28 protein-coding genes and 1 tRNA gene are annotated in these 26,384 nt (G+C 61.9%); 4 read left to right on the top strand and 25 right to left on the bottom strand.

All coding sequences use genetic code 11. The features are described 5' to 3' along the window. Window positions 1-509: 509 nt before the first annotated feature. On the top strand, window positions 510-1,940 hold the full coding sequence (locus G8767_RS31625; protein ID WP_166813802.1) for an O-antigen ligase family protein: 1,431 nt from the start codon (window positions 510-512) through the stop codon (window positions 1,938-1,940). A 1,197-nt stretch (window positions 1,941-3,137) separates the two neighbouring features. On the opposite strand, the gene G8767_RS31630 is transcribed toward G8767_RS31625, so the two are convergent. Further along, a tRNA-Ile gene (locus G8767_RS31630) sits at window positions 3,138-3,211 on the bottom strand. 177 nt (window positions 3,212-3,388) lie between these two features. Here G8767_RS31630 and G8767_RS36040 point away from each other — a divergent pair. The 3 genes from G8767_RS36040 (at window position 3,389) to G8767_RS31645 (ending at window position 5,687) form a co-directional block, all read left to right on the top strand. Further along, window positions 3,389-3,586: a hypothetical protein gene (locus G8767_RS36040; protein WP_003941659.1), complete on the top strand. Its 198-nt coding sequence runs from the start codon at window positions 3,389-3,391 to the stop codon at window positions 3,584-3,586. A gap of 132 nt (window positions 3,587-3,718) precedes the next feature. Next, window positions 3,719-4,342, top strand: coding sequence for an HAD family phosphatase (locus tag G8767_RS31640; RefSeq protein ID WP_240952939.1), 624 nt, complete (start codon window positions 3,719-3,721; stop codon window positions 4,340-4,342). Between the two features lie 436 nt (window positions 4,343-4,778). Further along, entirely contained in the window at window positions 4,779-5,687 is a 909-nt protein-coding gene (locus tag G8767_RS31645; protein WP_240952940.1) for a tyrosine-type recombinase/integrase, read from the top strand. 443 nt (window positions 5,688-6,130) lie between these two features. On the opposite strand, the gene G8767_RS31650 is transcribed toward G8767_RS31645, so the two are convergent. The 24 genes from G8767_RS31650 to G8767_RS35605 all read right to left on the bottom strand — a co-directional run bounded on the left by G8767_RS31650 (window position 6,131) and on the right by G8767_RS35605 (window position 26,311). After that, a complete protein-coding gene (locus G8767_RS31650) occupies window positions 6,131-6,871 on the bottom strand; it encodes a hypothetical protein (RefSeq protein WP_166813806.1) in 741 nt (246 codons plus the stop codon). Beyond that, window positions 6,871-7,689 (bottom strand): hypothetical protein, encoded by an 819-nt coding sequence (locus G8767_RS31655; protein WP_166813808.1) that lies wholly within the window; start codon window positions 7,687-7,689, stop codon window positions 6,871-6,873. Before G8767_RS31655 ends, G8767_RS31650 begins: the two co-directional genes overlap by 1 nt. Window positions 7,690-7,692: 3 nt before the next feature. Further along, on the bottom strand, window positions 7,693-7,953 hold the full coding sequence (locus tag G8767_RS31660; protein ID WP_166813810.1) for a hypothetical protein: 261 nt from the start codon (window positions 7,951-7,953) through the stop codon (window positions 7,693-7,695). After that, window positions 7,950-9,857 carry a hypothetical protein gene (locus G8767_RS31665; RefSeq protein ID WP_166813812.1) on the bottom strand — a complete coding sequence of 636 codons (1,908 nt, stop codon included), beginning with the start codon at window positions 9,855-9,857 and terminating at the stop codon, window positions 7,950-7,952. The genes G8767_RS31660 and G8767_RS31665 overlap by 4 nt, the downstream gene beginning before the upstream one ends. Beyond that, window positions 9,854-10,918 carry a hypothetical protein gene (locus G8767_RS31670; protein ID WP_166813814.1) on the bottom strand — a complete coding sequence of 355 codons (1,065 nt, stop codon included), beginning with the start codon at window positions 10,916-10,918 and terminating at the stop codon, window positions 9,854-9,856. Before G8767_RS31670 ends, G8767_RS31665 begins: the two co-directional genes overlap by 4 nt. A 32-nt stretch (window positions 10,919-10,950) precedes the next feature. Then, window positions 10,951-11,283, bottom strand: a complete 333-nt coding sequence (locus G8767_RS31675; RefSeq protein WP_166813816.1) for a hypothetical protein — start codon at window positions 11,281-11,283, stop codon at window positions 10,951-10,953. Continuing rightward, entirely contained in the window at window positions 11,284-11,688 is a 405-nt protein-coding gene (locus G8767_RS31680) for a hypothetical protein (RefSeq protein ID WP_166813818.1), read from the bottom strand. Between the two features lies 1 nt (window position 11,689). Beyond that, window positions 11,690-12,295, bottom strand: a complete 606-nt coding sequence (locus G8767_RS31685; protein ID WP_166813820.1) for a holin — start codon at window positions 12,293-12,295, stop codon at window positions 11,690-11,692. A 2-nt stretch (window positions 12,296-12,297) separates the two neighbouring features. Continuing rightward, complete coding sequence (locus G8767_RS36045; protein WP_240952941.1) at window positions 12,298-12,783, bottom strand: hypothetical protein; 486 nt, start codon at window positions 12,781-12,783, stop codon at window positions 12,298-12,300. Then, window positions 12,783-13,220 (bottom strand): N-acetylmuramoyl-L-alanine amidase, encoded by a 438-nt coding sequence (locus G8767_RS36050; protein WP_240952942.1) that lies wholly within the window; start codon window positions 13,218-13,220, stop codon window positions 12,783-12,785. The genes G8767_RS36045 and G8767_RS36050 overlap by 1 nt, the downstream gene beginning before the upstream one ends. A 42-nt stretch (window positions 13,221-13,262) precedes the next feature. Continuing rightward, the gene (locus G8767_RS31695; RefSeq protein WP_166813822.1) at window positions 13,263-14,900 is read right to left on the bottom strand and encodes a hypothetical protein; all 1,638 of its coding nucleotides are present in this window, start codon (window positions 14,898-14,900) and stop codon (window positions 13,263-13,265) included. Next, window positions 14,897-15,760: a hypothetical protein gene (locus G8767_RS31700; protein WP_166813824.1), complete on the bottom strand. Its 864-nt coding sequence runs from the start codon at window positions 15,758-15,760 to the stop codon at window positions 14,897-14,899. The genes G8767_RS31695 and G8767_RS31700 overlap by 4 nt, the downstream gene beginning before the upstream one ends. A 14-nt stretch (window positions 15,761-15,774) precedes the next feature. Continuing rightward, the gene (locus G8767_RS31705) at window positions 15,775-20,829 is read right to left on the bottom strand and encodes a phage tail tape measure protein (protein WP_166813826.1); all 5,055 of its coding nucleotides are present in this window, start codon (window positions 20,827-20,829) and stop codon (window positions 15,775-15,777) included. Window positions 20,830-20,850: 21 nt separating this feature from the next. Further along, window positions 20,851-21,258, bottom strand: a complete 408-nt coding sequence (locus G8767_RS31710) for a hypothetical protein (protein ID WP_166813828.1) — start codon at window positions 21,256-21,258, stop codon at window positions 20,851-20,853. 77 nt (window positions 21,259-21,335) lie between these two features. Then, on the bottom strand, window positions 21,336-21,710 hold the full coding sequence (locus G8767_RS31715; protein WP_166813830.1) for a hypothetical protein: 375 nt from the start codon (window positions 21,708-21,710) through the stop codon (window positions 21,336-21,338). A gap of 18 nt (window positions 21,711-21,728) precedes the next feature. After that, window positions 21,729-22,328, bottom strand: a complete 600-nt coding sequence (locus tag G8767_RS31720; protein WP_166813832.1) for a hypothetical protein — start codon at window positions 22,326-22,328, stop codon at window positions 21,729-21,731. 105 nt (window positions 22,329-22,433) lie between these two features. Next, complete coding sequence (locus G8767_RS31725) at window positions 22,434-22,907, bottom strand: hypothetical protein (RefSeq protein ID WP_166813834.1); 474 nt, start codon at window positions 22,905-22,907, stop codon at window positions 22,434-22,436. Next, window positions 22,904-23,206, bottom strand: coding sequence for an HK97 gp10 family phage protein (locus G8767_RS31730; protein ID WP_166813836.1), 303 nt, complete (start codon window positions 23,204-23,206; stop codon window positions 22,904-22,906). Before G8767_RS31730 ends, G8767_RS31725 begins: the two co-directional genes overlap by 4 nt. A gap of 3 nt (window positions 23,207-23,209) precedes the next feature. Beyond that, a complete protein-coding gene (locus G8767_RS31735) occupies window positions 23,210-23,494 on the bottom strand; it encodes a hypothetical protein (RefSeq protein WP_166813838.1) in 285 nt (94 codons plus the stop codon). Then, entirely contained in the window at window positions 23,491-23,874 is a 384-nt protein-coding gene (locus G8767_RS31740) for a hypothetical protein (RefSeq protein ID WP_166813840.1), read from the bottom strand. The genes G8767_RS31735 and G8767_RS31740 overlap by 4 nt, the downstream gene beginning before the upstream one ends. Further along, a complete protein-coding gene (locus tag G8767_RS31745) occupies window positions 23,871-24,272 on the bottom strand; it encodes a hypothetical protein (protein ID WP_166813842.1) in 402 nt (133 codons plus the stop codon). Before G8767_RS31745 ends, G8767_RS31740 begins: the two co-directional genes overlap by 4 nt. Next, window positions 24,265-24,561, bottom strand: a complete 297-nt coding sequence (locus G8767_RS31750; protein WP_166813844.1) for a hypothetical protein — start codon at window positions 24,559-24,561, stop codon at window positions 24,265-24,267. The genes G8767_RS31745 and G8767_RS31750 overlap by 8 nt, the downstream gene beginning before the upstream one ends. Window positions 24,562-24,601: 40 nt before the next feature. Then, window positions 24,602-25,558 carry a major capsid protein gene (locus G8767_RS31755; RefSeq protein WP_166813846.1) on the bottom strand — a complete coding sequence of 319 codons (957 nt, stop codon included), beginning with the start codon at window positions 25,556-25,558 and terminating at the stop codon, window positions 24,602-24,604. A gap of 54 nt (window positions 25,559-25,612) precedes the next feature. After that, window positions 25,613-26,311 carry a hypothetical protein gene (locus G8767_RS35605; RefSeq protein WP_206029980.1) on the bottom strand — a complete coding sequence of 233 codons (699 nt, stop codon included), beginning with the start codon at window positions 26,309-26,311 and terminating at the stop codon, window positions 25,613-25,615. Window positions 26,312-26,384 lie beyond the last annotated feature (73 nt).

Genomic DNA, 26,384 nt, shown 5'->3' on the forward strand with positions numbered 1-26,384 from the left:
GCAGGATCCGCCGGCGAATCTGACGGTGTTTCGGGGTTCGGGCTGCTCATCGGTGGTGCTCGTTTCATGCCCTCAGTGAGTGATCTCGGTTGCCTCCGAGTGTCTCACTAAATCCTGACAGAGAGGGAAGCGTGACACTTCGGCACGTTGAGCACATACGCCGAAATACCTGAATAGGTACCTGCTTTCCTTCATCGTCCGACATGTCGCTGCCTCGGTCTCACCTAATGGCACTGATCCTCCGACGCTGTCAGGGGTTGCGCATCCGGTTCCGAGACCTTCACCTTGCCTGTGATCGACAAAGGTGCGACATCTCCATGTGTGACCGCAACTGTCCTCGTGCAACCGCAAAGGATCGACTCACCTCGCTATGAGATTGGGGCTTTGTAGCGACACCTAATAAGACAAATAGGACCTTCGTCGCACGATTCACGCACCAAAACCCGTAGGCCAAGGCACCAGCGCCCCGGACAATGAAACGATGCCTCACCTAGCGCTGGACCGTGTCGATGTTTGAACCTAAATCAGTAGACACCGCCATCCTCGTTGTCTTCATCGGAACAGCCATCTCAGCAGTCGCCACTCTCGTCATGCCCTGGGCGTTCGGACGGATGGGGCGCACCAAATCGGCCGTCCATCATGAACAGCCAAACCCGAGTCGGAAACAAATCTCGACAATCCTCATTGTCGCATTCCTTGCCTGCACCATCCCAGGTCTCACTCAAGTGGCGCTGACCAAGCGGCGCGCCAACGCAGTAGCTGATGTAGCCGCAACAACCCAGGCCGCGGCGCTAGTTTCGTACGCTCTGATCTACCTCACCCTGCTGTGCTGCGCACTCGCACTAGTCCGTAAAAACTTCTCCCGAGAGGGGGGGCAACACAGTCAGATCGCGCTTTGGGCTTGCCTAGCCCCCTGGGCACTGGCCATCGCCCACACCATGTACGAAACGGGTATGCCGCCTATACACGCGGCGGCATACCCGGCAGTGGTGCTCGCTCTCTACGCCTTCTCCGCGACAATCCCCGACCTCAAGATACTCGCGCCGATGATCGGGCTTGTTGCCGCAGGCAGCATCACGCTCGGACTAGTCGCACCCGCCAAAGGCTTGATGGCAGGGGCCAGTGGCGCACTCACTGATTCCGAAAAAGCGAACTTCGGGACCACTCTCCTCGCAGGGTTTTACAACCACCCGAACGTGCTCGGAGTTATTCTCGCCCTAGGTGCTCCAGCAGTCCTACTCGCACAAAGCTCTCGCGTGAGATGGACGCTGATAGGTATTGTCGGAGTTGCAGTTTTGTGGTCCGGGTCAAGGACTGCGCTCGCCGCCACTCTCGCAGCCCTTGCTGCAGTCCTCATCGCAAAACTCCTGAGTAGCCCGCTCCGTGGAAAGTGGGCCGCAGTAGCTTTGATGGCTGCGGCCGCCACGATGGTCACAATTCCATTGATGACAACTGATGCCCACGCACTGTCGTCGAGAGGCAGAATCTGGATTGGCAGTCTCGCGGCCTGGCGCGAAAATCCTGTATTCGGCAACGGGCAAGCCTGGTACAGCGAGATCAGCAAAGTACGAAACGACCTTATAGACATCGCGTTCCATGGACACAACATGCTGGTGAATTCACTGGCGACTGGCGGACTACTCACTGCCGTCACTGTCGGAATACTGCTACTCGTCGCCTCCAGGTCCGCCGCATACTGGGCCAGAAAAGGCCAGTTCTATCCACTCGCGTACATGGTCGCCTTCTTCGTGACAGGCGCAACAGAAGTGGCAACCAAATTCCGGGATATAGACCCGATTTTTTGGGTCGCGGTAATACCCCTGGTTGTGATCGCTATTAACCAGCCGAAGAGTAGTGCACGCAGCCATACGGCCGTTCCGGACGCGTCCTTCCAGCCTGAACCATCGAACCAAACCGACTTACCCAAGGTCGTGTCATAGATACTCCTCCTACTCCTGGTTGTCGGCGCGCCGTGGAGTAAGAGTTGCATAGCACGACCCTTCGAACGGAGCTCGGCCATCAGTTCTGCGAATCGTCGGATAGTCCGCCAATTTCGTTCCGCTGACCGCGCATCTCGCCACGACATAACTCGACCCTGCGTTCGATCCGGCTTGCGCACCCCCGGTGACTGCTCCCTCCCACAGGGATACACCGACCGTAATAAGTTCGCCCGATTTGTCGGCGGGAACCAGGGGCGCCATTGACGTCCAACCACATATAGTGACGACTGTTCCATTTGCTCCACTGCGAAAGCCCGACGGAAGTGTCAGCATGCACAGATTCGAAAATTGTGGATCCAGAACTGGAAGCGTCGGTGGAGGTTTGGATTCGGGCAAGTCTGTGGCCGATGTTGCTGCGGAGACTGGCGAGACTGAACGTAATGTCCACCAGCTCATCACCCACGGCCAGAAACTCCTCCTCGAAGACGCTTCCCCAGAAAATTGAGCGCGGTTTCCGCTCTTTCCCCCGAGGTCAGGGCCACCTTCGTTCGTTTGCCGGGTTTCCTCTTAGTTTGCATCTTTGTTTCACGGCTACCGGATAACTTCGAGGTATCAGATTCACCAGGCGGCCGATCAAGAAGTGTCCCGCCTTCTCGGACTCGATACACATAGGCTCTCAGGCTTCGACCTGCCAGTCGTCTGGTGGGCCAAACAGAGCGCGCCTGTTCCCGACAGTTCAGATGCGACGGCCGACCGGGTTGGACGCTTAGCCACCTCAGCGGGCTGATCTCACATGAAGGACAGCGCGTTGGATAGGCGGTTCCCACCTATTGAGAAACCAAGAGCGCATATTCGCGACCGGTCCGATCGTGAATACTCACCCATAACTGAAATATGTTTGGTGTCAGCACTTTCTTCTTCGACCACCAGTCACACGCCCCTTCGCCTCCACGTTTACAAACCTGACAGTCTGTTCTGCATGTAGCGAGACTTACCCTGTTTTCAATACGACCGCCTCCTTGACGATCGTCTAGATGATGTGGCGTCGAAATCGATGGTGCCGCCCTCGCCGAGAGCAACGTGACCAGCATAGGGCCGGAAGCGCGGATTGATTGAGAACGTGGGCAGAATGTGGGCATACGTAAAAAGACGCCCTCCCAAATTCCTCGAAAGTGCGTTTGACCTGCCATTATTCTGTGGGGCGGGCGGGGCTCGAACCCGCGACCAATGGATTATGAGTCCACGGCTCTAACCGACTGAGCTACCGCCCCATCCGGATGCGATGCATCGCGGCGAATCCGAATGTTACCGGCACATCCGACGCGGATCACAATCGGGCAGGCGGTGACGCGTTGCACTCTTTCGAGTCGAGTCTTCCAAGGTTGGTCGGCACAGGCGCGATGAGCCGATACCGTGGGAGTGCACACCCCACGGAACAGGATCACCACATGAAGCTTGCACTGACCGAATTCAAGAACTCGAAGGCTACGATCCGGATCATCATGTCCGACGGCGCGAAGCTGAACGGCACCGTCACCGATTTCACCGAAGACACTCTCGTTCTCAATTCTCCGAACGGTGTCTACTACATCAACCCCAGCCACATCATCCGACTATTCGAGCCTTCGGATCGCGCAGCGAAGTAAGCGCACCGGCCGATCAGTTCGACGGTTTCGCCGAAAGCCCGACGCAAGCACTTTCGTCGGGCTTTCGGCGTATTGGTCGCCGGCATCTTCGAGTCGCGTTCACCGGCACTGATGACGCCTACCCTCTACGACATGGCGAACGGCAGCGGACGACCCGAACTCGTTCTGTTCGACTTGGGTGGTGTGCTGTGTCGATTCGAGCCCGATCGTCGCGCCGCAGAACTGGCAACGGCTATCGGCGTCACTGAAGACGAAGTCCGTGCACTCGTGTTCGCGTCCGGGTTCGACCAGGAATGCGATCTCGGCCTTCACTCCGAAACCGCGATCCTGGAACGTTTTCGACGGCTCGGGTTTTCTGGTGACCGCGACGACCTACGCCGAGCCTGGGCGATGGCCTTCGTCCCGGATCGCGCAGTCATCGCTCTCGCAATCGCGCTTCGAAGCGAGGGCGTCGTGGTCGCCACGCTCTCCGACAATGGACCTGTCCTGTTGGCCGCCATCGAAAGTGTTGTAACTCCATCGGCAATCGACAAGCATGTTTTCTCCTGCATGCTCGGAGCTACCAAACCCGCCCCTGCGGCCTTCGTGGCTGCGCTGGAGTTTCTCGATGCGCGTCCACAGCAGACCTTCTTCGTCGACGACAACCCGGTGAACGTCCTCAGCGCTCGACGGCTGGGAATTCTCGCAGAACAAGCAAACAACGCGGCAGACGTCGAATCGGCACTTCGATCGGTGGACCTGCTGCGAGCGCACTAGGTCAGACGAATACAAGTAGGTCAGACGAATACAAGAAAGCCCCTCACCTGATTTCTCAGGTGAGGGGCTTTGCTGCTCCCCCGGCTGGACTCGAACCAGCAACCGTCCGATTGCCCGGTCATACCCTTGCGACCAGCGCCGATATGGGGCGAGCGGATTCCCGCCTGACAGAAGCGATTTCGGCTCAGAGATCTCTGGTAGTACTTTCGGTGGATCTTTCGATTGATCGATTAGCACTTTCAGTGGGTCTGCATAAAGTGAGGACCATCGTCCTTTATGCGACAGGGCTGGAGGACTCACAGCCCTAGTTGAAATCGCGACAATCCGGGCAGTCGTTACCGCGTTTTCGCGACACGCCGAACCTAAACCGATAAAGGCTCTGACCTGCGTTTATCTACTAGCGAGTACACCTCGGGACCAGGAAGGCTTCAGCGTCATGGAAACCAAACTTCACGTGATCCGGAACCCAACACCGCACAAACAAATGTTCCTTCTGCCGGCTGAGTGGGAAGCCGCGGTCGCAGGATGGGTCGATTGGCTCACCACCGGCGGCGCACCCCGCACCACGATCCGGACTCGACGAGGCCATGTCCGCGCGACCGCTCGACGCCTGCACTCCCTCGCTCCCGACGACGTCACGACGACTCAGTTGGTCTACCTGTTCGGCCGGCAGCAGTGGTCGAACGAGCATCGCCGCGGACTTCGAACTTCGTTGGTTGCGTTCTACACATGGGCAATCGCGAATAACCTCGCCGCATTCAATCCAGCCAACGGACTGCCTGGCGTTCCCGAGTCGAAGCCGCATCCCCGGCCTGCCCCGGATCGAATCTGGAAGCAGTTACTCCTGGCCGCTAATGCGCGCGAACGGATCATGGCCAGGCTGGCATGCGAGGTGGGGTTGCGACGAGCTGAAGTCGCCCGCGTCCACACCCGAGATCTCATCGAGGACTTCGACGGCTGGTCGCTCATCGTCAACGGCAAAGGCTCGAAGCAGCGGGTCATCCCGATACCCGACGACCTCGCGGTCGAGATCCAGCGCGGCCCGGGTGGCCACACCATCGGCCGGGGCAGAGACGGGTACCTGTTCCCGGGCAACGACAACGGACATCTCTCACCCGCGTGGGTAGGAACTCTCATCGGGGACCTGATGCCCGACGGGTGGAGCATGCACAAGCTCCGACATCGCTTCGCCACTCGCGCTTACGCCGGATCCCGCAACCTTCGAGCAGTGCAAGAGGCACTCGGCCACGCGAGCGTCGCTACCACTGAGCGATACACCGCGGTGTCGGGGAACGAAGTCCGAGCAGCGGTCCTTGCGGCGCAGAACGGCAACTCTGCTGCATAGTTCACTCGTCCATCTGGTATTCATAGCGGATGAACAGAACATTCGCAGCGGTCCTTTTTGCGGGCGCAGTCCTGCTTGCCGGTTGCTCAAGTACACCGGATGGGCCGACCGAGGCGGAGCAGCGTCAGTCGTATTGCGATGCGTTCGCGCGTCTCACGCCCGGATACCTGGAGATTTCCGAGAATACGGAGACCCTCGCGAATCCTGATTCCAATTCGTCAGACAAATCAGATGCGTTGAAGTCCACGCTGGACTCTCTAGGATCTGGCACCAAGCGGACTCAGCCGTACGATTGCAATTCTCCCGCAGACAAGGATCGATTCGACAGGTTCGTCGCGCGACAGAAGGAAACGGCAAGCGAGTCCGAGAACTGAAGGGCACGACAACGACACGGATCGCCCCACCCGGGGAAGGGGTGGGGCGATCGTCGTTTCCTGCCAGCGTCAGATGTCTCCACCTTCCCACCAGGCAAGCCGAGGTGAGTATTTCGTGGAACCGAAAGAGCGGTTGGTGCGCGCTCCCCACCCGACCTTCTTATTTCCCGCGGGCTTCGGGATGATGTTCGACGCATCGGTCCAGGTGATCTTTTGCACGCCGTTGATCAACACCCGGTAGGTGAAGATCCCTGTCGTCGGATTCTTCTCCGCCCGCAGCTCCACCACCTTGCCGACGACACGGGTTTCCGTGGCGGTGCCCCGGTTCACGGTGCTCGCTCCACCACCTGGCGCGTTGAACAAGGTCAGTGTGGAGCCATTCCACTGGATACCTACATACGAGTCGGAGTTCTCTGCGGAGTGGACTTGTAGCCACATTCCGAGTCCAGTGCTGCCGACGTCCCCGAGTTCCGCCTTGACGTACTGCTCCCACGTGGCGGTGTCCTCTTTCCATACCGCTTGCGAGGGGCGGTTGCCGTCGGTGGTGTTGCCGAAACAGAACCCGTTGCCACCATCCTGACATAGCAGCCACGGCGACGTGCCGATAGTCGTCCACTTCGTCGCCTCGAGATAGGCGTTGGTCAATACGAAATCGTCGCGGAACACTCGCTTGCCAGGCCAGACTTCGACCGCTCCTGCTCCTGTTCCCGCCATGATCTTCAGAATGGGAACCGATGCGCCGGCGCCGTTGCCGATGAGCATCTTGACCAACGGTTTCGCAGCGGCCCCATTACCGATGAGGTACGGCATCAGAAGATCGCCGCCATGAAGCCAGCCGCGTACTTCTCACTGGTCGGTAACGCGTCATAGGCGGCCTGCGTTCCAGCCCAGTTGAAGATCGTCTGACCGGGATACGAGTTCACTTTGCCCATCAGTTGACCGGCGATATTCGAGAACTCGGTCAACAGTCCGTCGACGTCGTCAGGATCGTGGGTGTGGTGTTTAGGCGCGGTGACACCAATTGCAGTCACGATCGCTTCACGCAATTCTGCAGGAGTCAGGCCCAGCCTGGCGGCGTCGGCGGTGCCGGCATTCCACACAGCACGTGTCGTGCCCTTCGGCGTCCGCTCATCACTCAGACGCGCGTCGTCGGTGACGACCACGACCTTGCCGCCGGATTGCAAACCGGCGGCGAAGTTCTTCATCCCGGCGATCGTCTGCGCCCCGACGAGAGTGACGACCGCATCGGCCGCTGCCTTGGCAGCGATCAACCCGAGAACAGTATTGCGAAAATCCGGATCACCACCGAGCGCGGCCGAGAGTTCGGCGAGGGTGTCCATCGTGCCGGGGGCATTGGCAACCACCCCGGCGATAGCGTCCGCCAGCGCCGAGGGCTGTACGGCGGTGACGGCCTTCTCGATCGCGGCCTGTACGGAGACAGTCAGGTCGACCTTCGGGACGCCGCCGGCGGGGAGCGTGTACTTGCCGGCGGCGCTGGTCGTCGCGGAGTCCGCGGTCGCTGCGGCTGCTGCGATGCCCGCTTCCAGATGATCGAGGGACGCCGCATCGAGTGGTGTTGTCTTGTCCGGCAAGTCTTTCCACTTCGGGTAACGCTTGTTGTACGCCATTGCTCAGCCCTCCTCGCTCGAACCCGATTCGGCGTGGGCCACGGCAGCGGACAGCACATCCGCCGGAACGGGAGAGCTGGCCTCGGGTTCGGGTGTCATTGCAATGTCCGCGATCGGATCGGGTGTCACTGAGAACGCGGACCGGGAGACGAGGTCTCCGTCGCGGTCGTGACCTTCGATCACCAGCCACGCCTTCGCAGCGTCGTAGGTGGGTGTGAAGGTGATCCCGTCGAGTCCGTCGACGTGGAAAGTCTGTGCTGTCATAGGTCTCCTGCTTTCCATTCGTTGAATCCCACCGACGGGATCGAGTAGTAGCCGAACACCGCACCGCGGTGGGTGGACCCGACCTCGAACCCTTGACGGCGGAAGCCTGCGCCGCTGTCGGATTCGCTGGACATGTCCGTCCACTCCAGGATCGGTGCGCCGTTAACGTGCGCGGTGTACACGGACTTGCCGAGCGTGGGGCCTGGGATCGAGGAGATGGTCACGTGCAACTCCACCCAGTCACCGGCAGACCAGGCGTAGGTCGTCGAGTTCTGAGTCAAACCACCGGGGCTGACGAACGAATACGCGCGGATCTCGATGAGCCCGAACCGGATGCCGACCGTCACCGCGCGAGTCATATCGGCATTCGACCGCAACGCAAGCTGTGCACGAGGGTTGTCCTGCAGCTCCGCTTGTGAGCGGTCGAACGCGGTGATCTTGCCTGCCACGTACTGCGAGTCCGTGGAGGTTTGCAGGACGTACACACCGCGGGAGAGGTCGTCTCGCTGCGCGGTGAGGTTGCCATGATTGATTCTCTTGCACTGCGCGATACCGTTCGCGATGTCGATACCCACGCCGTAGACAGCCCAGTTCGTTCCCGGGTGGGAGGCGTTGGCTCGGTCGAACAGATCCACCAGTGGGATCTTCTGCAGCCCGCGCGTCTGACCCATGAACGCGAACGGAACCCACGTCGATGCGTTGTCGAGTTGTGCGGCGGTCAGCGACGCCGGGAAGTCGGACACGCCCGCACCACCGGGACCGTTGTAGCTCATTCCCAACCGTGAGGGGTGCACACCGGACGCGGCCGCGCCGTCGGCGGTGCGCTTGCCGACCAGGTTGCGGACAGTTCCGGAGCCGGTTTGCAGCATCAGTACTGCGTAACAGTCGCCGGCCTTCGCAGTGATCTGATTCGCGGCCGGAATGTTGACGACGATGTCCTGAGCCTTCAAACCGAACTTGCCCTGCTCACCGCCTGCGGGACTCGCCCACACAAACGAGATCGTGCCGTTGAGGAACCCAGCACTGTCGACACCCATCTTGAACACCGCCACCCGGAAGGTGGCTGGTGAGGCGACGGATTGCTCCGAGATATGGAACCCGACCGTGTTGTAGATCCTGTTGCGGGTGGCATTGATGTACGCGATGTCGATGCGGCGCAATGCCATCGTGTAGACCGGCTGCGCCCACACGATCCGCGCCTCAGTGGGGATCAGGTTGTGATAGTGACCAGAATCTCCCGAGCCGATCTCCGTGGAGCCGGTGACGCCGATCGGGATTGGTTCGAGGTCCGCGCGCGGGAACACCGGATCCTCGATCGGGTTAAGGGTGAAGTGCATCGGAACATCGGTCGGGATGTCCGAGATCGCCGCCTTCGTACCGAGTTCGAGGTTCGCGGCTGCGATCGCGTCGCTGTTGCGGATGTTCTCTGCCTCGTTCGCCGCCGACTTCTGCGCTGCTGCCTCTGCTTCAGCGCGCGCGGTGATCGCCTCGTTCTTGGTTTGCTCGAGCGCACCGCCCTTGCCTGGCGCCCAGAGTCCTGCCCACCAGTCTTTGACACCTTGAACGAGATTGTTGATCGGGGTGACAACCAAACCGTTGAAGATTCCTACGATGTCATCGACGATCCTTGTGACTGTGGCGATTCCGCTGTCGATCAATCCACCGACTGTTTCGAAGAGGTCGGTCAGATCGACTCCGGTCAGATCCTTGACGACCTGGACGACCATAGATTCGAGGACGCCGAGCGACGTCTGCTCCTGACCCTCGGCCAATGCTTGGCCGGCCGCCCGGATGGTTGGACTGGCTCCGGCGCTCGTCGACGGCGGATCGAAGTCGGAGCCGGAGAATCCGATGTGTGGTTCCAGTGGATCGAAGTACTCCGGTGTCGGCGCGGCGGTGCTCATGCGATGACCGGCATCGGGCGCACGCGCAGCATGGCGCGTTCCTTGCGCGTTTCGAATCGCAGCTTCGAGGTGGAGTCGACGCGCCGACCGACGAGGTGGATGGTGGCGGGTGCGCCTGCCGCGACGATTGTGGACGATGCACCGGGCGCGGAGGTTTCGTTTCCACCTGGCACGAGAGTTCTTGGTGTCCACTCGTTCTCGAAGATCCCGACCGATGATCCGGTGCCGCGCCCGAGTAGGGGGCCGGAGACGGAGTTCAGGCGTGCTTCCAGATCCATGCGGACGTTGTTGCCTGCGACCATGAACTCGACCAGCGCGTGGACGTCCGGCTCGTACGCCCAGGGCTGTGCGGGAATGGTCAGGGTGGTGATGGTCGCGTAGTCGCCGCTCCAGTTGTTGCCGGTGTTGACCGCTAGCCAGTCCGCCGACGAGCCGTCTTTCTTGAAGACACCCGGAGACATGGCGAGCTTGCGCGGCGCCCAATCGCCGCCGCCGATGTAGACGAGTGCGTCACCGACAGCGGGCGCGGTCGAGCCGTCGAAATCGGAGGCGGTCCCAATGGTGGCCACCGGACCGGGCACCACCGAATCGTCGCCCTTCGGACCGGGCTTGGCGACGATGTTCAGTTTGAACGCGGTGGTGTCAGTTTGCTCGAGCGAGAAACCCCAGTCGTCACCTTCGGTGATCGTGCCCTTGCTGATCGTGATCGCGGGGCCGACGGGACCGACCTGTACATAGTTCTCGTGCTTGGCCAGTGCGGCTGTGCCGTTGTAGAACCACGCGTGCGGTGTCCCGGCTACGCCCCACCACTTGCCGATGTCAGCGGCCGTCAGAGACCCCGGCGAGGGAAGTCCGATCTCCGATGCAACGGTTCCCATGAAGCGGGGCGGCATGCCGTCGCGGCCGGGGTCACCCGGGTCTCCCTTGTAGGCGAGGACGTCGACCTCCATGTCGCCGCCTTCGATCTCGACGACACCTCGCCCGGTCGTGCGGATGTCCCACTGATCTGCGAGACGGACCCGCAAAGTGGCGGGAAGTTCGAAGTTGAATCCAGGCTCCATTACTGGGCGCTCCTCTGCGTTCGCTGTCTGTGTCAGTCGGCCGGTGCCGGCGGGTACTCGTCGGTCTCCGTGCGGCAGTGGCGGGTGTGGTAGATGTCCTGCTTGTGTGAACGCTCACGCCACGCGTTGCGGCTGGAAGTCATTCGGTCGTAGCGGGCTTCCATGTCGTCGGCTCGCTGCCAGGCTTCGTTTTCGCTCTCACGTATGCGGGCGAGTTCGGCGACGACAGCGGTGTTCTGAGTTTCTTCACGAGACCGCGCGCCCATGCGCCTGGCTTTGAGGGCTGCGAGTGCCGCTTGAAGAGTGGTGCCGCCGCCGAATGCTGTGACGAGAAGGGCTATTTCCGTGGCGGTGAAGCCGAACATCTACCCGCCCTTCGGTGTCAGAGCCCCCGCTAGTCTGCGCAGCTGCACATGCCTGGCGAGAAGGTGCAGCGCGTACGCCGTGATGACGGCGGTCTGAGTCAGTCGGGAGAGTTCGCCGTCCAGGGTGATCTCCCATAGCGCGACGAGGTAGAGGCACAGTCCGGCGACCACGAGCAGAATGGCGGGGTGCTCGATCAGATAGCGCTCGGTGACCGAAGCGAACATGCAGAGCGCCCCACCCAAGAGCAGGAAGATTCCCCACACCGTGGCGGTGCCGGCGCCCAGCACGTCCGCGATGGTGCGCGGCGTCCACAAGATCGATGCCAGGCCGGAGACCGTGACCACCGCGTACGCGCCTGTGCGCAGCGACCGCTCGGCGATCGCTGCGAAGACAGGGCGCGGCACGTCAGTTCTCTGACGAATGTCGGGCGTGACGTTCGTCGTCACCGACTGACCAGGCGTTGTCGGCGGGATTCTCCGTATCACTGACCTTGTCGACGGCGCCGACGATGGCGATCAGATCAGGACTGACGGGCGCGAGAGATGGCAAGCCCTTGGCACTTCCGAAGTTGCTCGAGGCCAACGACGTCAGCACGGAGACAAGGGCGGCAGTGGCGGCCAGGGTGAGCGCATCGCGCCAGTTGATGTCCGAGAGTGCGCCGGTCGCTGGTATCGCGCCGACCAAGGCACTGACGAACGTGCGGCCGACGCGGTCGGCCAAGTCGACGAGGAAGTTCCCGGAGGTGACTGCGGTCGAGGTCGAGAGCGCGATCAGGAACGACACCAGCGCGGCAAGAGCAGCCGACGAGAGTGCCGCAGACCAGGAGACCGATGCGATGGTCGCCCCGCCCGCGAGGAAAATGAGCAACGTCTGGACGAAGGTCTTACCCGTCCGGTCGAGGAGATCGAGCCAGAACGCTTTCGTGTCGATCGAGTAAGTACCGTCGAGCGAATCGATCGAGTAGGTGCCGTCGAAGTCACCGATGGTGGTGGGTCCGTTTGCCTGAGCCATGATCACTTACCTGCTTTCAGGAGTTCGAGAATCTGTTCGGTGTTGCGGCGCGCAATCGCAGCGTCGCGGTAGCTAGCGAGGACGTATGAAATCAGCGATCCCCGTCGCGCTGCGCGGGTACTGGTCGGATTGACATCCGGGTCGTCCTTGCCGTCGAGAAGATCGACGGGGTTCACGTATCCGTCCCACACCACCTCATTCCAGATGTCGGCCAGACCTGCTCGGCCCCACATCTTTCCGTCGGTGACGTTGTAGAACTTTCTCTGAATCACCTGCCGAACGAGGTGAGGGACATTCCACTGCCGCGCTGCGGTATTGACGGCGTTCTCGTCGAGGTCCACGTCGGTGCCTCCAGGTTTCGTGCCCGGTGATCCGGGCGGATTGTCGATGATCTTCTGCACGTCGCTCCGGAACGGGCCCATGTCAATTCCGAAGGGGTCGATCTTGCCTTCGGAGCTGTATTCCTTGTGTCCGACAACATCGCCCATCAGGCCGCCCTCCGTCCGATCTTGCGCATGATCGCCGCGCAGCCACGTTTGTACGAGTCCAACTGCACAAGCGGCCATTCCTGACCGACACCGTTGTTGACGGCTTCGACGCCAATGGTGTGAAAGTTGGCGTTGTTCGTTGGCCACCCGGGCCACGATCCGCGGCCTGCGTGCCAGCACACTCCGGCGGCGATCACGCGCCACGTTCCGTCGCGCTCGAGCACCAACTGTGCGAGCGGACCGGCCAGGTCCGGGCGGCCGTTCTGGACGATGCGCCAGTCGTTGCTACCGCCGCCGGCGGTGTGGTGACAGATCACGCCGCGGATGTCGAGGAAGTCGCCGTGCCCTCGATCTCGCCACCCATCGTGTTCGATGACGGTCAGTCCTTCGGCGCGCAACACTTCCGGCAACCATAGGGGATCACCCGACCAGGCCATGAAATCAGCTCCTCTGTTGAATTATGTTGCAGTACTTTGGTTTTAGTTCATTGCCATACTTGCGGCTGTGACAGTCGAGAGCAGTTTCTTGATGCGCTCCGCGGTGCGCTGCCCGGGCGACTTGTCCGGCTCGTCGTCACCGATCGCTGCACGAACGACGACTCGCTCGTCGCGGTCGTCGTTGACCTCGATCGAGTACACGCGGTCGTAGAACGTTTTGAGGGTGCTGCCCCAACTGTCTTCCCAGCCGGTGAGGTGACCGACGTCGTAGTCCTCGAACGCTCCGTACGGTGCCCAGTCCAGAACCTCGACCTTGGCGCGGCGTTTACCGGCGTTGTCGAAGAGTGTTTGTTTGGCGACCTGCTTGCCGGAGAACGTGTGAGCGCCGGCGCCAGCGTTGCCGAGAACTTCCGGCAGCCCGAACTTTCCGAGCTTGCCTTTGAGCCGGTAGTCCGTCGCGGCCATGAACGCGAGGAAGACGTTGTCGAGGATCCCGGACATCGCTGTCGCCAGTCCCGGTATGACCAGGCTCGCGAACGAGAGCAGCGCGTTGATGCCCGCTTCGACGCCCATCTGGACGAGTTTGTTCACCCACGTCGGAGATTTGCCGCCGATGACGGCGCGGTACCCCTTCGGAGCGGTGACCTCGACCTGGGCGTCGATGATGCCGTCGGAATCCTCTGACCACACGCACGACGGGATCTCTTGCTGGCGAAGGATTTTCCCGATCTTCTCAGCCAACCCTGGCAGGTATCCACCGATCACGTCGTCGATACCGTCCGCGACGGCTTCGGCGATGGTGTTGATGAGCCCGTCCACGATGGTGCCCGTGTTGACCAGTCCGCCCTTCTTCGGGCGGTCGATGACGTCAACGATCAGTTGCGATTCGAGCAGCGTCAGTTTGTCTGGCATCGGTTGCGGGTCGCGGCCCTTGATCCACATCCGGATCCGCACCTGGCATGAGGAGTGTTTGAGTTCGTCTCCCCACAGGTCCGCGAGGGGGTCCATTCGGGCGAGCCAGTTCACCCACGGAGTGGTGTCGCGCAGCGGGTCGTACGGCAGCAGTGTGATCGGGCACTGCCCGGTCCGGAATTGCAGGCGCCACACGTTCTGCTGCAAGTAGTGATAGATGCCGCCGCGCAAGGGCCCGATGTAGATGTCCTGCGGGATCGGTTGGAACTCTTCGAATCCCGGCAGTGGGGACGGGTACGCCATGATCGCGTGGAACCAGATGAAGTTGTCCACGAGAGTGACGGTGATCGTCTTGCGATCCTTGATCCCGGACTGCAACGCCCGGTCCACTCGTCCGTCGTAGTTCTTGCCGTTGTAGGTGATCCGGAACGGGACCACTGTCTCGTCGCAGGACATGACGAGTTCGGCGAACTCGTTGCTGCCGTCGATGACCAACTGCGCCGGACCGACTGCGTTGTGCACCCATTTGACCTTGCACGACTTGTAGTCCCCGATGGTGCCGAGTGGTCCGTACGCGGAGTCGAAGACTTCGACGTCGAACTCGGCGGCCGCTCCGCGAGGGATCGGCTCGTCGAGCAGCTCGGCCCACATCTGCGCCGACCACCAGTCCAGTGCGGCCGGCGCATCCGGATCCACAGTTGCGGTCTGCTCCCCCGTGTACAGGTTCGGTGAGGGAAACAGGTTAGGAGAGGGATGCAGTTGGCTCATCGCGGCCTCCTCGACATCGGGGTCAGCGTGGCGACCGCACTCGACTGTGCGTTACCACCGATGACGGCGAGTTTCTTCATCGACATCTCCGCACGACCAGGAATGAACCCGCGAAACTTTTGCCCGCCGAAATCCCGGTACAGGAACGGGCGCTTGTTAGACCGCATCGGCCGCGGGGTCGATCGATCCGTGTGGATTCGCGCGACCTCACCGACCTCGAGGTTCGGAGTGGTGACTACCTTGTCGCCGTCCGGGATCTGAAACACCCCCGGCCCCTGCACCGTCCAGATGGGATGACCCTTCCGGTCGCCGTTGTTCTTGAGCTTCAACCGTTCCGTCGACTGCCCGTTCTTCCACTCACACACCGCTTCCAAGCCCATCCACCACGGGCGGCCTGCGATCACGGGAACGAGATAGGGAACGAATTCGTCGAACGCTGGGTCGAAGACATCAGTGATGCGGGGTTGATCTGCGAGCCGGACATCGAGGTACCGAGTCCCTTCACGGGTGTTGACGAACAACCGTGATTCGAAGTGGTAGTCGATGTCCGACCAGAAACCGTCGTTGACCGAATGGAATGGCCGGCCTTGAGTTTTGTGGACGTATACGGGAAGGAAGAACTCCCGCGGCTCGATGACCGATCCCAGCCATACGGCGCCGTCACCGCGAGCGGACTTGAACCACTGGTGAATTCCCTTCGGCTCTTGATAGTCCGCCCAGCCGGTCGCCAGGACTACACCGCAGCCCTGGCGACCGACGAGATGATGTTCGGACAGATGCCACGCCCGGTCAGGAAGGTTCTCCGCTCTGCCCGGTCCAGCCAGAACAACGTTCGCGGTGTTGTCCGGAAAGAATGTCACCTCGATTGCCTCCCTCAGATTCGGATGTGCGCGGTTTCGTAGTCCTCGCGAGTGCGGGCCATCCGCAGACCCGCATCGATCTCGTGTCGGTCGTATCCACTGACCTCGACCTTGATCGGCCGCTGCGACGCGAACGCGTCTTGTCGTGGACGAGCCGCCTCGGGCTGGGCGGTCTCGGTGCCGGTGGCGCGCAGACTTTGGAACATCTGTTTGGTCAGTTCCATGTCGGAGGCTTCGCGCGGGTTGAGCACGAACTCGTCCTTGCCGGACAGGTTGAGTCCGAGTTCGCCATGCCGAAGCGTGCCGCCGTTGTCGAAGACCTTGATCGACTTGAGCATGTTCGCCATCCAGTCCGGTGTTCCTGGAGTGACCGGCAACTGTGTCTGCGCTTCGGCGGGTGTGATCGGTTCATTCGGTAGCGGCGCTTGTTCTTTGAATCCGTTCTCGGATGCCTTCGCTACCGCCATGCCCGCCTGAACCAGAGGCCCGGTGCTGTCTACGCCGTAGTACCCGAGTACGTCGGCGGCGTTCTCGGTGACGAAGTCCTTCGCCACTGTGCCGAGCAGCTCGGACCACGTGGACGGCAGTGACGAATCGGATGTGCCTTTCTGCTTCTCGGCGAGGGCGTTACGCGCCGATTGCAGCGCGTCGTCCGCTTCGTCCTTCTCCTGCTGCGTCGACTCTGCATTCGCATGGACCTCATTGCGTTCGAGTCGTGCTTTCTCTACCGCCCGTTGGGCTTGCCGGAGGCTGATCTGATCGTCGGTCAGAGCCGATTCCAGATCGGGGGCTTCGGGTGCCGGCGGGGCGTCCTTCCCCGCTTTGGCCGCGTCGCGCTTCGCCTCGTACGACCGAACGCGTTCTTCGGCCTTCTCCACTTTCTTGGCTGCCTGAGCGCGGTCGGCGTCCGTCTTGCCTTCAGCGGAGCGAATGCGTGCCTCTGCCTCTTTCGCCTGAGTTACAGCGATGACGGCGGAATCGAGATTGAGTTGATCTTTCTCGGTCCACGTCGCCTTCTTCGACGACTGCGCCTGTGCGGTGTAGTCGCTCGCAGTTTGAGAGGCGGACTCGACGGGGGGTGAAAACTTGTCCCACGGCAGGTAGTAATGCGAATGGAACTGCGGGTCGAACGCTCCGACACTGCCTCCCATTTTCGAGGTCCCGTACGCGCCGCCGGACTCGTAGTTCGTTCCGTACGCGGTGAGCGCCATGTGCTCTTCATTGACGCCGACCACAAACGGCCCCTGTGTGCCCGGGACCAGGTGTGGCCACGAACCGTCGAGGAGTGTGTACGTCGTCCCCAGGCGACCAACTGGCGGGTCTTCACCCATCGCTGCGCGTTGGTGCATGGCCACAAAGCCGGAGCAATCGGCCCCAGCAAGTGATGCGCCGCCGAGCACGTAGGGCACGCCGTCCATCTGGCGCCCGAGATCCTCAATTCGATCTTGGGGAAGTCGGCCACCGGCGGCGAAGCCTGGCAGCTTCGGGAAGGTACCGGCGTTGATCATCGCCAGTTCGCGGTCGTAGGTCTCCGATGACTGGGCGTTGACCACCCACTCTTTGCCGTTGACCATGGCAATGCCGACGCCTGACGGGGTGACCGCGTAGATGCCGTCCACGGTTTCCGTGCCCGGTCCGGAACCGGGCATCCGACCGCCGCCCGCGAAGGCAGGTAGTCGGCCACCATGCTCGCGGCCGGGAGTACCTTGGTACTCCGGCCACGCGGCCTTGATCGCCTCTTCGGACCATGCGCCGTACTGCTGGGCGACACTGCGGATCTCGTTGAACCGGACAGTGATGTCGACTGTCTTGTTCGGCGGTAGACCGTTCACGCCGTCTTTGACGGTTTGAAGATCGGTCAGGGCCTGTGCGACTAACGCCTTCACTTCGGGCGACGCCGACGATCTGTCGAGCTCGATCAGATCATTGAGGGTGATCGTCTTGCCCTCTTTGAGCTTGTCGAGAATCAAACCGACAGCGGGTTCGGCCTTCGACGCGTCGAGCTGACCGATCAGGGTTTGCGCTTCAGCAACCCCGATCTTGAATCCCGTAGTGTCCGCGTTGATCTGGACGTCAGCGAGAGTGCCGCCGGTTTCGAGGGTCTTCTGGATTACCTCGTCCAGAACGCTCTTTGCGATGTCGCCCTTCGCTGTGATCTCGACCGTGCCGTCGGGCATGTCCTTGACGTCGACGCCGATGTCCTCGAGGACATTGCGGACACCTTTGTCGAGGACATCGACCTTGATGGTTTTGTCCAGATCGATCTTCAGCGAATCGCGTATCGCCGCCAGTTGCTGCGTTGCTTTGTCCGCACCTTCGAGCGCCAGGTGCATGATCAACTCATCTGGCAGATAGCCGCGAGCCTCCGCGAACTCTCGAACCTTTCCGATCGGCACTTCATATTTGTCGGCAAGTTTCTGCAGCGATTCCTCGGTCTGCCCCAGCGACTCACGTGCCTTGGCCTGAGCCTCCGGAACTGTGGCGCCATCGAGTCGCGCCTGGTTGTAGACCTTCTCGGCGTACTCAGTGCTGGCACTGGCCAAGTCCCGCAGCTGGTCCGAGAGTTCCTTGCCGTTCTCAGTCCCAGTCTTGAGCCGTCCATCGTTGTCGACGAGCGCTTCACCAAGTCCTTTAGCCGGATCGGCGACCGCGACCGCAGCATCAGCAATACTCCGGATGGACTCGTTGTACTTGTCGAGAGCCTCGGTGAACGAGACGTCGCCGCCGGCCAGGATGTCGAGGACCTTCTTCAGCCCTGCGACCTTCTTTTCGGAGTCGCCCGCCGACTCAGCGATGGCAGCGATTCCGTCGCTGAGAGCGAAGTACTCCGGCCCAACTTCCTGGGCGACCTGCTGTAGTCGGGAGATCTCCTGCCGCACTCCCATGAGCGACATGTATTCCTCGGTCAGCAGTCCGCCGTTGTCGCGAAGCGCCCCGGAGAACGACTGCCACCCTTCCTCCGACCCCGCGAGTACGCGCGCAAGATCCGTCGAGGTCATGTTCATTTTCTCGAGTGCAGAGGTATATGCCTCTGCACTGGCAGCATCGTCAGCAAGATTGCCGAGCGCTTTGGTGGTGGAATCGGGATCGGTACTGAGATCTTGATTCACCCGGCCATGCATGAAGTCGCTGAGGACACCACCGATCTGGTCCCCGACTCCGGGCTTGCTGGCTTTGATCGTGTTCGCCGTCGACAGAATTGAGTCAGCTTGAGCCTGCACGGTCGCGAGCACAGTGTCGTTGATTGCGCCTTCGGATTCGATGAAAGCCAACGCCATATCTCGTTGCGCGTCAGCGACATTGCGCGCTGACTCCGCGTAGGTGTCGTTCGCGGTTTTCACCTTGCGGGTGGCGGAGGAGATCGTTCCGACGAGGTATGTCGCTGCCATGATGCCGACCATCGGCAGGCCTCCCATTACGGACACGATGCCCTTGACTGCGCTGGTAAGTCCGCGAGCGCCTGCAGCCGCGACACCACCCGCGACCCCTGCGAACTGCGCACAGCTTGCTGCGGCCATTCGCATCTGTCCCGACACTCCACCTGTCACGGTGCCGAGTGCGCGTTGCCTATCCGCGAATGCCTGCGTGCGGGTTGTGACTCCGCGGTAAGCGTCACCCATCGCCCGGACAGCGGGCACCCGAGCTTCGAGGGTGGCGAAACCAGCAACCACATCGCTGATCTGCTCGCCGTTTTCTTCGAGTGCGTTGCCGAGCTCGTCGTATCCGTCGGCGGACTCGGATCCCAGAGACTTCTGCAGTTCCATTTCGTCACGGAATCCGGCGAACTTCTCCTTCAGCCCGTCGACCCATGCGCCGGCCGTGTCGTCGAGGCCGAACGCCTTGATACCTGCGAAGGCACCGGCTGCTACCTGGACTGCGCCAGGTAGCTCCATGAACGCCGACCCGACCTCGCCCACAGCCTTCCCGGCGGTACCGAGTGCATCGACGATGATGGGCGTTGCGGCACCGATCTTGTCGGCCGCACCGCGAGCGAGAGACTCCATGGGTCCGTCGACAAGGTCGTACAGTTCCAGTGCCAAAGTCTCGGCACTGTTCTGCACACTGCCGAGCGCACCCGGTAGGCCTTGGGTCTTCGCAGCGGCAACCTCTGCAGCTGCGCCCTGCTGCCCGACAGCCTCGCGCATCGAGTCGTACCCTGCGACACCTTGCTCGGCGGCGACACCGGCGAGGCGCATCGCGTCGGAACCGAAGAGTGTCGCTGCTGCGGCTTGGTATTGCTCCTCGGTCATCGACTTCGAGGCAACCTCGAGCTGTCGGAACAGCTCTTGCATTCCGACGAACTTGCCGCCCGTGTCGTAGACCGTGAGTCCGAGTTCTTCGATCGCGGCCTGAGCGGGCTTCCCCTGGTCGGTCAATGCCAGCAGTGTGGACTTCAGCAGTGTTCCTGCGTCGGAACCCGTGATACCGGCGTTGGAGAGGACACCGAGTGTTGCGGCGGTGTCTTCCATGGTGAGTCCGAATTGATTCGCGACGCTGCCCGACTGCTGCAAGCCTGCTGCGACGTCGGTGATTTCCGCGCTCGATGCGTTCGCGGTGTTGGCCAGAATGTCTGCCGCCGTGGCGGCGAACGTCGCGTCCTTGCCAAACGCCTGCAATGCCTGCGACTGGATTGTCGCGGCGGTCGTGGCGTCGATCTGCGCGGCGGCAGCAAGCTGAAGTGTGCCCTTCGCTGCCGACATCGACTGCTCGACGGTGAACCCGCCCTTGGCCAGCTCTGTCATCGCCGCAGCTGCATCCACAGCGGAAGTGCCCGGCAGCTCGATGTCGTTTCCGAGTTGCTTCGAACGCTCCGATACAGCAGCCATCTGCGCTTCGGTGGCCTTGGAAACGGCCTGCATGGTGTTCAGGCTGGTCGTGTAGTCGTTGCCGATGGCGACGATCTGCTTGACTGTGCCGACCGCTGCGGCCGCTCCCAGGGAGAGCCCGATCGCGCCGGCCATTTTCTTGGCCATGCCGAGCGCGGGCTGTGCGCCTGCCTGCAACTGGGCAGGCAGGTTTTTCATGTCGAGTCCGACCTCGATATCGATGCGGCCACCGGCCATCGTCATACCTCCCGCGACTCGAAGTCTCTATGTAGTTGTGGCCCTTGATCTTTCCCAGGCTTTGAAGTCGTCCACACTTGCTCGCACGCCGGGGCGTCGATATGCGGAGTCGGTATTCGTCGTGCTGAATTTCTCGAGCACCGCGGTGTTGTAGGCACGGCGAGCTTCAATGACTTCCGGATCTCGGAGGCCAATGGGCGGCAGAACCGGGATCGGCGGCGGCTTGATTCCCGCCGCCTTCCGGCGTGCAATATCTGCTTTGACCTCGGGGTCATTCGGGTCGGTGATCCGGTCAACGTATTCACCGTTGAGGGAGAAGTCCTCGCGATCGACGAGCATCGCGAGGTTCTCCGAATCCCGAAACCGCTGCTTGTCCTGCTCTTCCGCGTCGTCGAGGAGGGCGACGACATCGCGCCAATACCAGGTGTCCATCATCTCGCGTAGGTCCAAGTGACAGATACGTCTGATTCTGGAATAGCCTGCGCTCCAACCATCCTCGGTTGTGAGGCAGATCAGAGCGCGAGAAATTCCCCCTGCGGGCTCATCAACCCTGCGAGTTTGTAGATCGTCGGGAGATAGACCTTGAGCATCTCCGGTACCGATCTGGTGCCGATGTCATCCCACAGCTGAGCCGGGTCACCTTCACAGATAACCATCTGAAGGATCTCGTCGTACTTGTGCTGCTGCGAGAGGTTGAAGAAGTTCAACACCTCGTTGGGACTGTACCCACGGCGGACCGAATAGTGCTTACCCAGAAAGGTAATCGGTTCCGGCAGTCCGTTGGGGATAGCGAGTCCGTCAGTGAGTTCAATCGGCTGAGGCTCCGGAGCGACGCCCTCTTCTGTGTCGCCCCGGACCTCTGCTGCGCGCTTGCTTTTGCCTGGCATGTGCGTTTCTCCTCTGAATCAGGCGAGATCGTCTTTGGTGCGCAGACGGCGCACCGGAGCGAGGTTGATGAATTCGAAGTCGAATCCGTCGATCGACTTGCCGTCTGCAATGTTCGACGGCGTGGGTGTACCGAGCGTCACGCGCTCGCAGTAGAACGCGATCCCGTCGCCTGCCTGCTTCGAGACCCACAGGAACGCAAACTCCTCGGCCTCCCCGAGCACCCACTCGTAGATGCCGGAGCCGGGTTGCCCGACTTCGACGATGGAGCCACCCTGCAGTGCAGTGAGTACCGATGCCTTCGAGTAGTCGTAGGCCCGGAACTTCAGCGCTTCCTCGAGCGGGTCGCGCAGCACCTTGTACGGCGCCGCACGGTAGTTCGAAGCGTGAATCTTGGTCAGGTTCTGGCTGGGGGTCTTCTGGAATCCGGCCTCGACGCCGCCGAAGGGATCCCACGTCGCCGCGGGAATGGCCGGCGGACCGGTCACGGCCGCGGTCAGCGGCTTTGTATTACCGGCCAAGGTGAACGCATTGGACGGGATTCCGGTCCCGGCGACGGCGCGGAAGCCGTCCCCGTCGAGCCACGCGTACGCGTCTTGGGGATTGGCGAAATTGCTCACAGGGTTTCCTCCTGGTGGGGCTCACACGTTGTGAGCGTTGATCTTTGGAATGCCTCGCCCCGGACGTGCCAGGCAGCACCCGGGACGAGGCGAATAGGGAGCTGGTCAGCGGACCAGCATTTTGAGCTCAACCCGAACGGGCGAGCGATAGAGCGGCAAATCGACACCACGAACCGTTTCCGGAAACGAGAGCGGACCCTCTTTCCACGCTGCATTCCACGTGCAGTTCCGGAACGACACGGTGCGCGCTCGGCTGAGCAACTCACCGGCAAGAGCCGCGATATTCCACGCTGCCTCTTCCGGGTCGACATCGGCATACAGATCGAGAACCGATTGATCCGTGTTGCTCGTGATGACTTCGAGGGAAGGGGCGTAGACGTCGATCTGCACCATCGGGTTGCGGAGCATCGGATCCCTGCCGGGAGTGGTCACCGGCCGAACCTTCACGAACGGCCTGGTGATTCTGTCCGGAGTGTCGCGAGTACTGATCAGCGCAGGCGGCACCAGTCCGGTGAACTCGGCATCGCCTTTCAGGTACTCACGCACGGCGGCAGGCGGGTACGGAAGAACGATTCTCATCGCGGCCTCCATCCCGAGTACTCACCGTGTCGCGAAGCTGCGTTGGTCACGACGGCGTGGGGCGGGGTATCGATCGTCCCGTATTCCTTGAAGATCGCGTCCTCGTCCTCGTCAAGCACGAACACGCGCTCCCCGTCGGTGTCGACGGTGATGCCGTCGCGGTAGTCGCCGGTCAGTACGGGCGCATCCGCGCGAGCTTCCTGCGCGATCGACATTGCAATGTCGAGTCGATCGTCGAAAGACTCCGCGAATGCTTCCCCGCGCAACTGACCCGGATATGGCGTGATCCGCGCCGACATCGGTCAGGACGTAGCGTCAGCGTCAGCGTCGGCTTTGGCTCCGGACGACCGTGCGACCTTGCTCGACTTGACCGCCGAACTGGAGGGGTCCGGGACCGCCGGCGGAGTCACAGGCACTGCCGAGTCGAGCCCAGTGCCCGGGTCAGTTTCGACGGACACGGTTTCCTCGGCAGTCTCTGCATCCTCGCGGGCGAGGTGCTCGAGGTGTAGAGGCGAGCCGGACGCGGTCGAGACCGTTCGACCGTCTTCGGTCTTCAAGCGGACAATGTTTTCAGAGCTGGTAGTCATGATTTCTCCTCTAAGTCGTTGGCGTTGCGGACAATTGCCGCGATGTACACAGGACGTCGAGAACCGCGCATTCGGCGCCGCTCTCTCGGGGTGCCGGTAATGGTGAAAATTTCGCCATCTTCCTCGCGCCGGAACTTGTCCCGGCGCGCCGGAAACGGCGTCAGTCCCGGAGTGAGCAGAAGGACGTACGACCCGACGACGTGACCGGGCTCGAACTCGGTGTTGCCAGCATCAACCGATGATGCCGAGAGTTGCCGCTGATGAAGCGATCCTGTCCACTCGAACTCGCTGGGCGCGACGGGGACCCGGTTCCCGGTCGATTCGTCGGCGAGTGGTTCGTTCTCCCGAATCAGTGTCCACTTCTCGGTCTGAGGCCTCATCCGCTCAGACTCACTACGTACGCGCCGCCCGGGGTGAACGGGGGCGAGAGCTTGGCGATCTGCTCCGGAGTGATCGAGATCAGATCGGAGGCATTCGCTTTGAAGTACTCGACTGTGCTCTCCGGGTACTGCTCGGACTTGATGCGTAGTCCGGTCCGCATCGCGTCGAGAGCAGAGAGAACGACGTCGATACCGACGCCCAGCGCGCGGGACTTCTTCAGTTCGCCTGAGGCGAGACGCTCGGCCAGCATCGGGATCTGGTCGAGCATCTCGTCGCAGGTGCGTTCGATGAACCATTCGACCTGCGCCAGTTCAGGCTCAACCAGGGTCTCTCCTAGTTGGCGCTGAACTGCTGCGGGCGTCAGCAAACTCTCGATGGTGACGAGATCGTCAGCCATCGACGATCTCGCTGGCGCCGGTGTCGATGTTGCGACGCACCGTCACCTCGGTATGTCCGCCGTTACCGTCGGGCTTGTGGGAGATGTACTCCTCGAACCGTGCCTCGGGACTTTCCTTGTCGCCTTTCGACGTGCGCCGCGAAGACGCGCGGCCCGTCGGCCTTACTGGCGGGGTCGCGGGTTCGATCTTCGCGGGCGGGGTTGCGGCGCCCTCGTCGACCGCTCCGGCGGTGTCGGGGACAGCGACCGTATCGGCCGTGGTCTTGTCGGTAGTGGCCTTGTCTGCCATGACGTGAGTTCCTCTCGAATTCGAATTTGTGGTGCCGTGGTCAGGCTGCGACAACGCCGCGCAGACGAGCAGCTGCCTTGCCGCCGAACGTCGCGAGACCGGTGTAGAACTCGATTCGCGTACGGTAGGCGGGCTTCTCCTGCAGCTCGCCCAGGTCGTACACGTCGACACCACCGTTGGTCAGGCCAGTGACGGCCTTGTCGCCTTCGTCCCGACCGAACTTGACGGCGTAGATCGACGTCGCGTCCGTGGCAGTGCCCTGAGTTTCGGTCTGCGGCAGAACGGCGACCCCGGCCGGCGTCTCGCCGGGGTCGAGGACCGGGATTCCGTTCCACTGGAGTACTCGCTTGCCTGTCATGTCCTCGCGCACCATCTCGACGCCGCCGATCTCGCGGCCTGCGGCCTTGATCAGCGCGTGGATGGTGCGGTTCGCGTAGAAAGCACCGTTCTCGGCGGTCAGGCCGGGAACCTGGGCGACGAGGAGATCGAGCTTGTTGAAGAACGCCTTCGCCGCAGCCGGGGTGCCGTTGAACACCGGCAGACCGTTGACACCGGCATCGAGAACCTGCGCGCCGATCAGACGTTTCTTCAGCCCGTCGAACCCGAGCGGATCGACCGCGACGTCGCCGTTGAAGAACGAGTCCTGAAACTTGTACGCAGCAGCCTTGACCTTCATCGAGGTCTGCACTGCACGTTGGTCGTTGAGGTTTCCTCGAGTCTTGGCGATGAAGCGGTCGACGTCCGCGTCGCCACCGAGAATGACGAGCGACTCGGTGCGCTGGACGACGGTGCCGGTCGACTCGTTGTACTTGCCGTTGACAGCGCGGAACTCGACGCCAGGCAAGGTGCCTTCGGCGTTGTACGCGTAAGCGTTGCCTTCGATCGGGAGGAACGGAATACGGTCCAGGATCGAGGACTCCAGCACGAACGTCTCGATGACGCCCTTCTGCAGTGGAGTGTTGGACAGCTTCGCTGCCTCGACGAGAGTGATTGCCATGGTGGGTGTGCCTTTCTGGTTCGCCCGCTCGTCGAGTGCCGACCGGGTGTGACGTTATGTGCGAGAGGTTGTTTCGTAGCCGAGCCGAATGTTTCCCATGCCTGGCTTGGCGTCGGTGTGATCGGAGCCGCGGTGCCCGACGCCGGCGGTGTGTTCACCGGCACTGCCCAGCCGGAGGTCTTGCTTGACGCTCTGCGCGTCGGCGCGGACCTCTTCCTCCGTCGACCCACGAAGTCGATCGACCCAGTTCGCGGGAATGCCTTCGGTGATCGCCACCCGCAAGCGCAGGTTCTCGGCGGTCAGATCGGCATTGGACGACTTGAGGGTGCCGTTTTCCGTTTCGAGATCACCGACGCGGCCGGCAGTCTGCTGAGCGTCGCGCTCGGCTTTCTGCTCAGGTGTCAGGCCCTGGTCTTTCAGTGCCTGCAATTCGGTTTTGAGGGACTGGTTCTCGGTGTCCAGCGCCTGGCGAGCGTCACGCTCTCTGGCGAGGTCTGCGAGGACTGCCGCCTTTCCACCCTTGCCGTCATCGCCGCCGTCATCGCCGCCGGTGTCAGCGCCTCCCGCGCCGCCTCCGTCGGGTCCTCCGGTGCCGCCTGCTCCGGTGTCGTCGGTGCCAGCACCAGCACCAGTACCGGCACCTGCGCCAGCTGCGGCGCCCGCCGCTGCACCGCCAGTGCCGGCGGCGTTCGTGCCTCCGGCCCCGGAGTCGTCGGCGTTGAAGTAGCGCAACCAAGGTCGCTTGACGTTCATGATGTTTCTCCGTCTCGGAGTTGCCCGCTTCGCCTCGCGCGTCGCGGTGGAATCCCCGCATCAGGTGCGGGGA

Source organism: Rhodococcus sp. IC4_135 (assembly GCF_011602025.1).
Classification (GTDB): Bacteria; Actinomycetota; Actinomycetes; order Mycobacteriales; family Mycobacteriaceae; genus Rhodococcus_F; species Rhodococcus_F baikonurensis.

Coding starts and splice junctions, on each gene's coding strand:
- G8767_RS31625 (WP_166813802.1), top strand. CDS start 510: ATGTTTGAACCTAAATCAGTAGACACCGCCATCCTCGTTGTCTTCATC.
- G8767_RS36040 (WP_003941659.1), top strand. CDS start 3,389: ATGAAGCTTGCACTGACCGAATTCAAGAACTCGAAGGCTACGATCCGG.
- G8767_RS31640 (WP_240952939.1), top strand. CDS start 3,719: ATGGCGAACGGCAGCGGACGACCCGAACTCGTTCTGTTCGACTTGGGT.
- G8767_RS31645 (WP_240952940.1), top strand. CDS start 4,779: ATGGAAACCAAACTTCACGTGATCCGGAACCCAACACCGCACAAACAA.
- G8767_RS31650 (WP_166813806.1), bottom strand. CDS start 6,871: ATGCCGTACCTCATCGGTAATGGGGCCGCTGCGAAACCGTTGGTCAAG.
- G8767_RS31655 (WP_166813808.1), bottom strand. CDS start 7,689: ATGGCGTACAACAAGCGTTACCCGAAGTGGAAAGACTTGCCGGACAAG.
- G8767_RS31660 (WP_166813810.1), bottom strand. CDS start 7,953: ATGACAGCACAGACTTTCCACGTCGACGGACTCGACGGGATCACCTTC.
- G8767_RS31665 (WP_166813812.1), bottom strand. CDS start 9,857: ATGAGCACCGCCGCGCCGACACCGGAGTACTTCGATCCACTGGAACCA.
- G8767_RS31670 (WP_166813814.1), bottom strand. CDS start 10,918: ATGGAGCCTGGATTCAACTTCGAACTTCCCGCCACTTTGCGGGTCCGT.
- G8767_RS31675 (WP_166813816.1), bottom strand. CDS start 11,283: ATGTTCGGCTTCACCGCCACGGAAATAGCCCTTCTCGTCACAGCATTC.
- G8767_RS31685 (WP_166813820.1), bottom strand. CDS start 12,295: ATGGCTCAGGCAAACGGACCCACCACCATCGGTGACTTCGACGGCACC.
- G8767_RS36045 (WP_240952941.1), bottom strand. CDS start 12,783: ATGGGCGATGTTGTCGGACACAAGGAATACAGCTCCGAAGGCAAGATC.
- G8767_RS36050 (WP_240952942.1), bottom strand. CDS start 13,220: ATGGCCTGGTCGGGTGATCCCCTATGGTTGCCGGAAGTGTTGCGCGCC.
- G8767_RS31695 (WP_166813822.1), bottom strand. CDS start 14,900: ATGAGCCAACTGCATCCCTCTCCTAACCTGTTTCCCTCACCGAACCTG.
- G8767_RS31705 (WP_166813826.1), bottom strand. CDS start 20,829: ATGACGATGGCCGGTGGCCGCATCGATATCGAGGTCGGACTCGACATG.
- G8767_RS31710 (WP_166813828.1), bottom strand. CDS start 21,258: ATGATGGACACCTGGTATTGGCGCGATGTCGTCGCCCTCCTCGACGAC.
- G8767_RS31715 (WP_166813830.1), bottom strand. CDS start 21,710: ATGCCAGGCAAAAGCAAGCGCGCAGCAGAGGTCCGGGGCGACACAGAA.
- G8767_RS31725 (WP_166813834.1), bottom strand. CDS start 22,907: ATGAGAATCGTTCTTCCGTACCCGCCTGCCGCCGTGCGTGAGTACCTG.
- G8767_RS31730 (WP_166813836.1), bottom strand. CDS start 23,206: ATGTCGGCGCGGATCACGCCATATCCGGGTCAGTTGCGCGGGGAAGCA.
- G8767_RS31735 (WP_166813838.1), bottom strand. CDS start 23,494: ATGACTACCAGCTCTGAAAACATTGTCCGCTTGAAGACCGAAGACGGT.
- G8767_RS31740 (WP_166813840.1), bottom strand. CDS start 23,874: ATGAGGCCTCAGACCGAGAAGTGGACACTGATTCGGGAGAACGAACCA.
- G8767_RS31745 (WP_166813842.1), bottom strand. CDS start 24,272: ATGGCTGACGATCTCGTCACCATCGAGAGTTTGCTGACGCCCGCAGCA.
- G8767_RS31750 (WP_166813844.1), bottom strand. CDS start 24,561: ATGGCAGACAAGGCCACTACCGACAAGACCACGGCCGATACGGTCGCT.
- G8767_RS31755 (WP_166813846.1), bottom strand. CDS start 25,558: ATGGCAATCACTCTCGTCGAGGCAGCGAAGCTGTCCAACACTCCACTG.
- G8767_RS35605 (WP_206029980.1), bottom strand. CDS start 26,311: ATGAACGTCAAGCGACCTTGGTTGCGCTACTTCAACGCCGACGACTCC.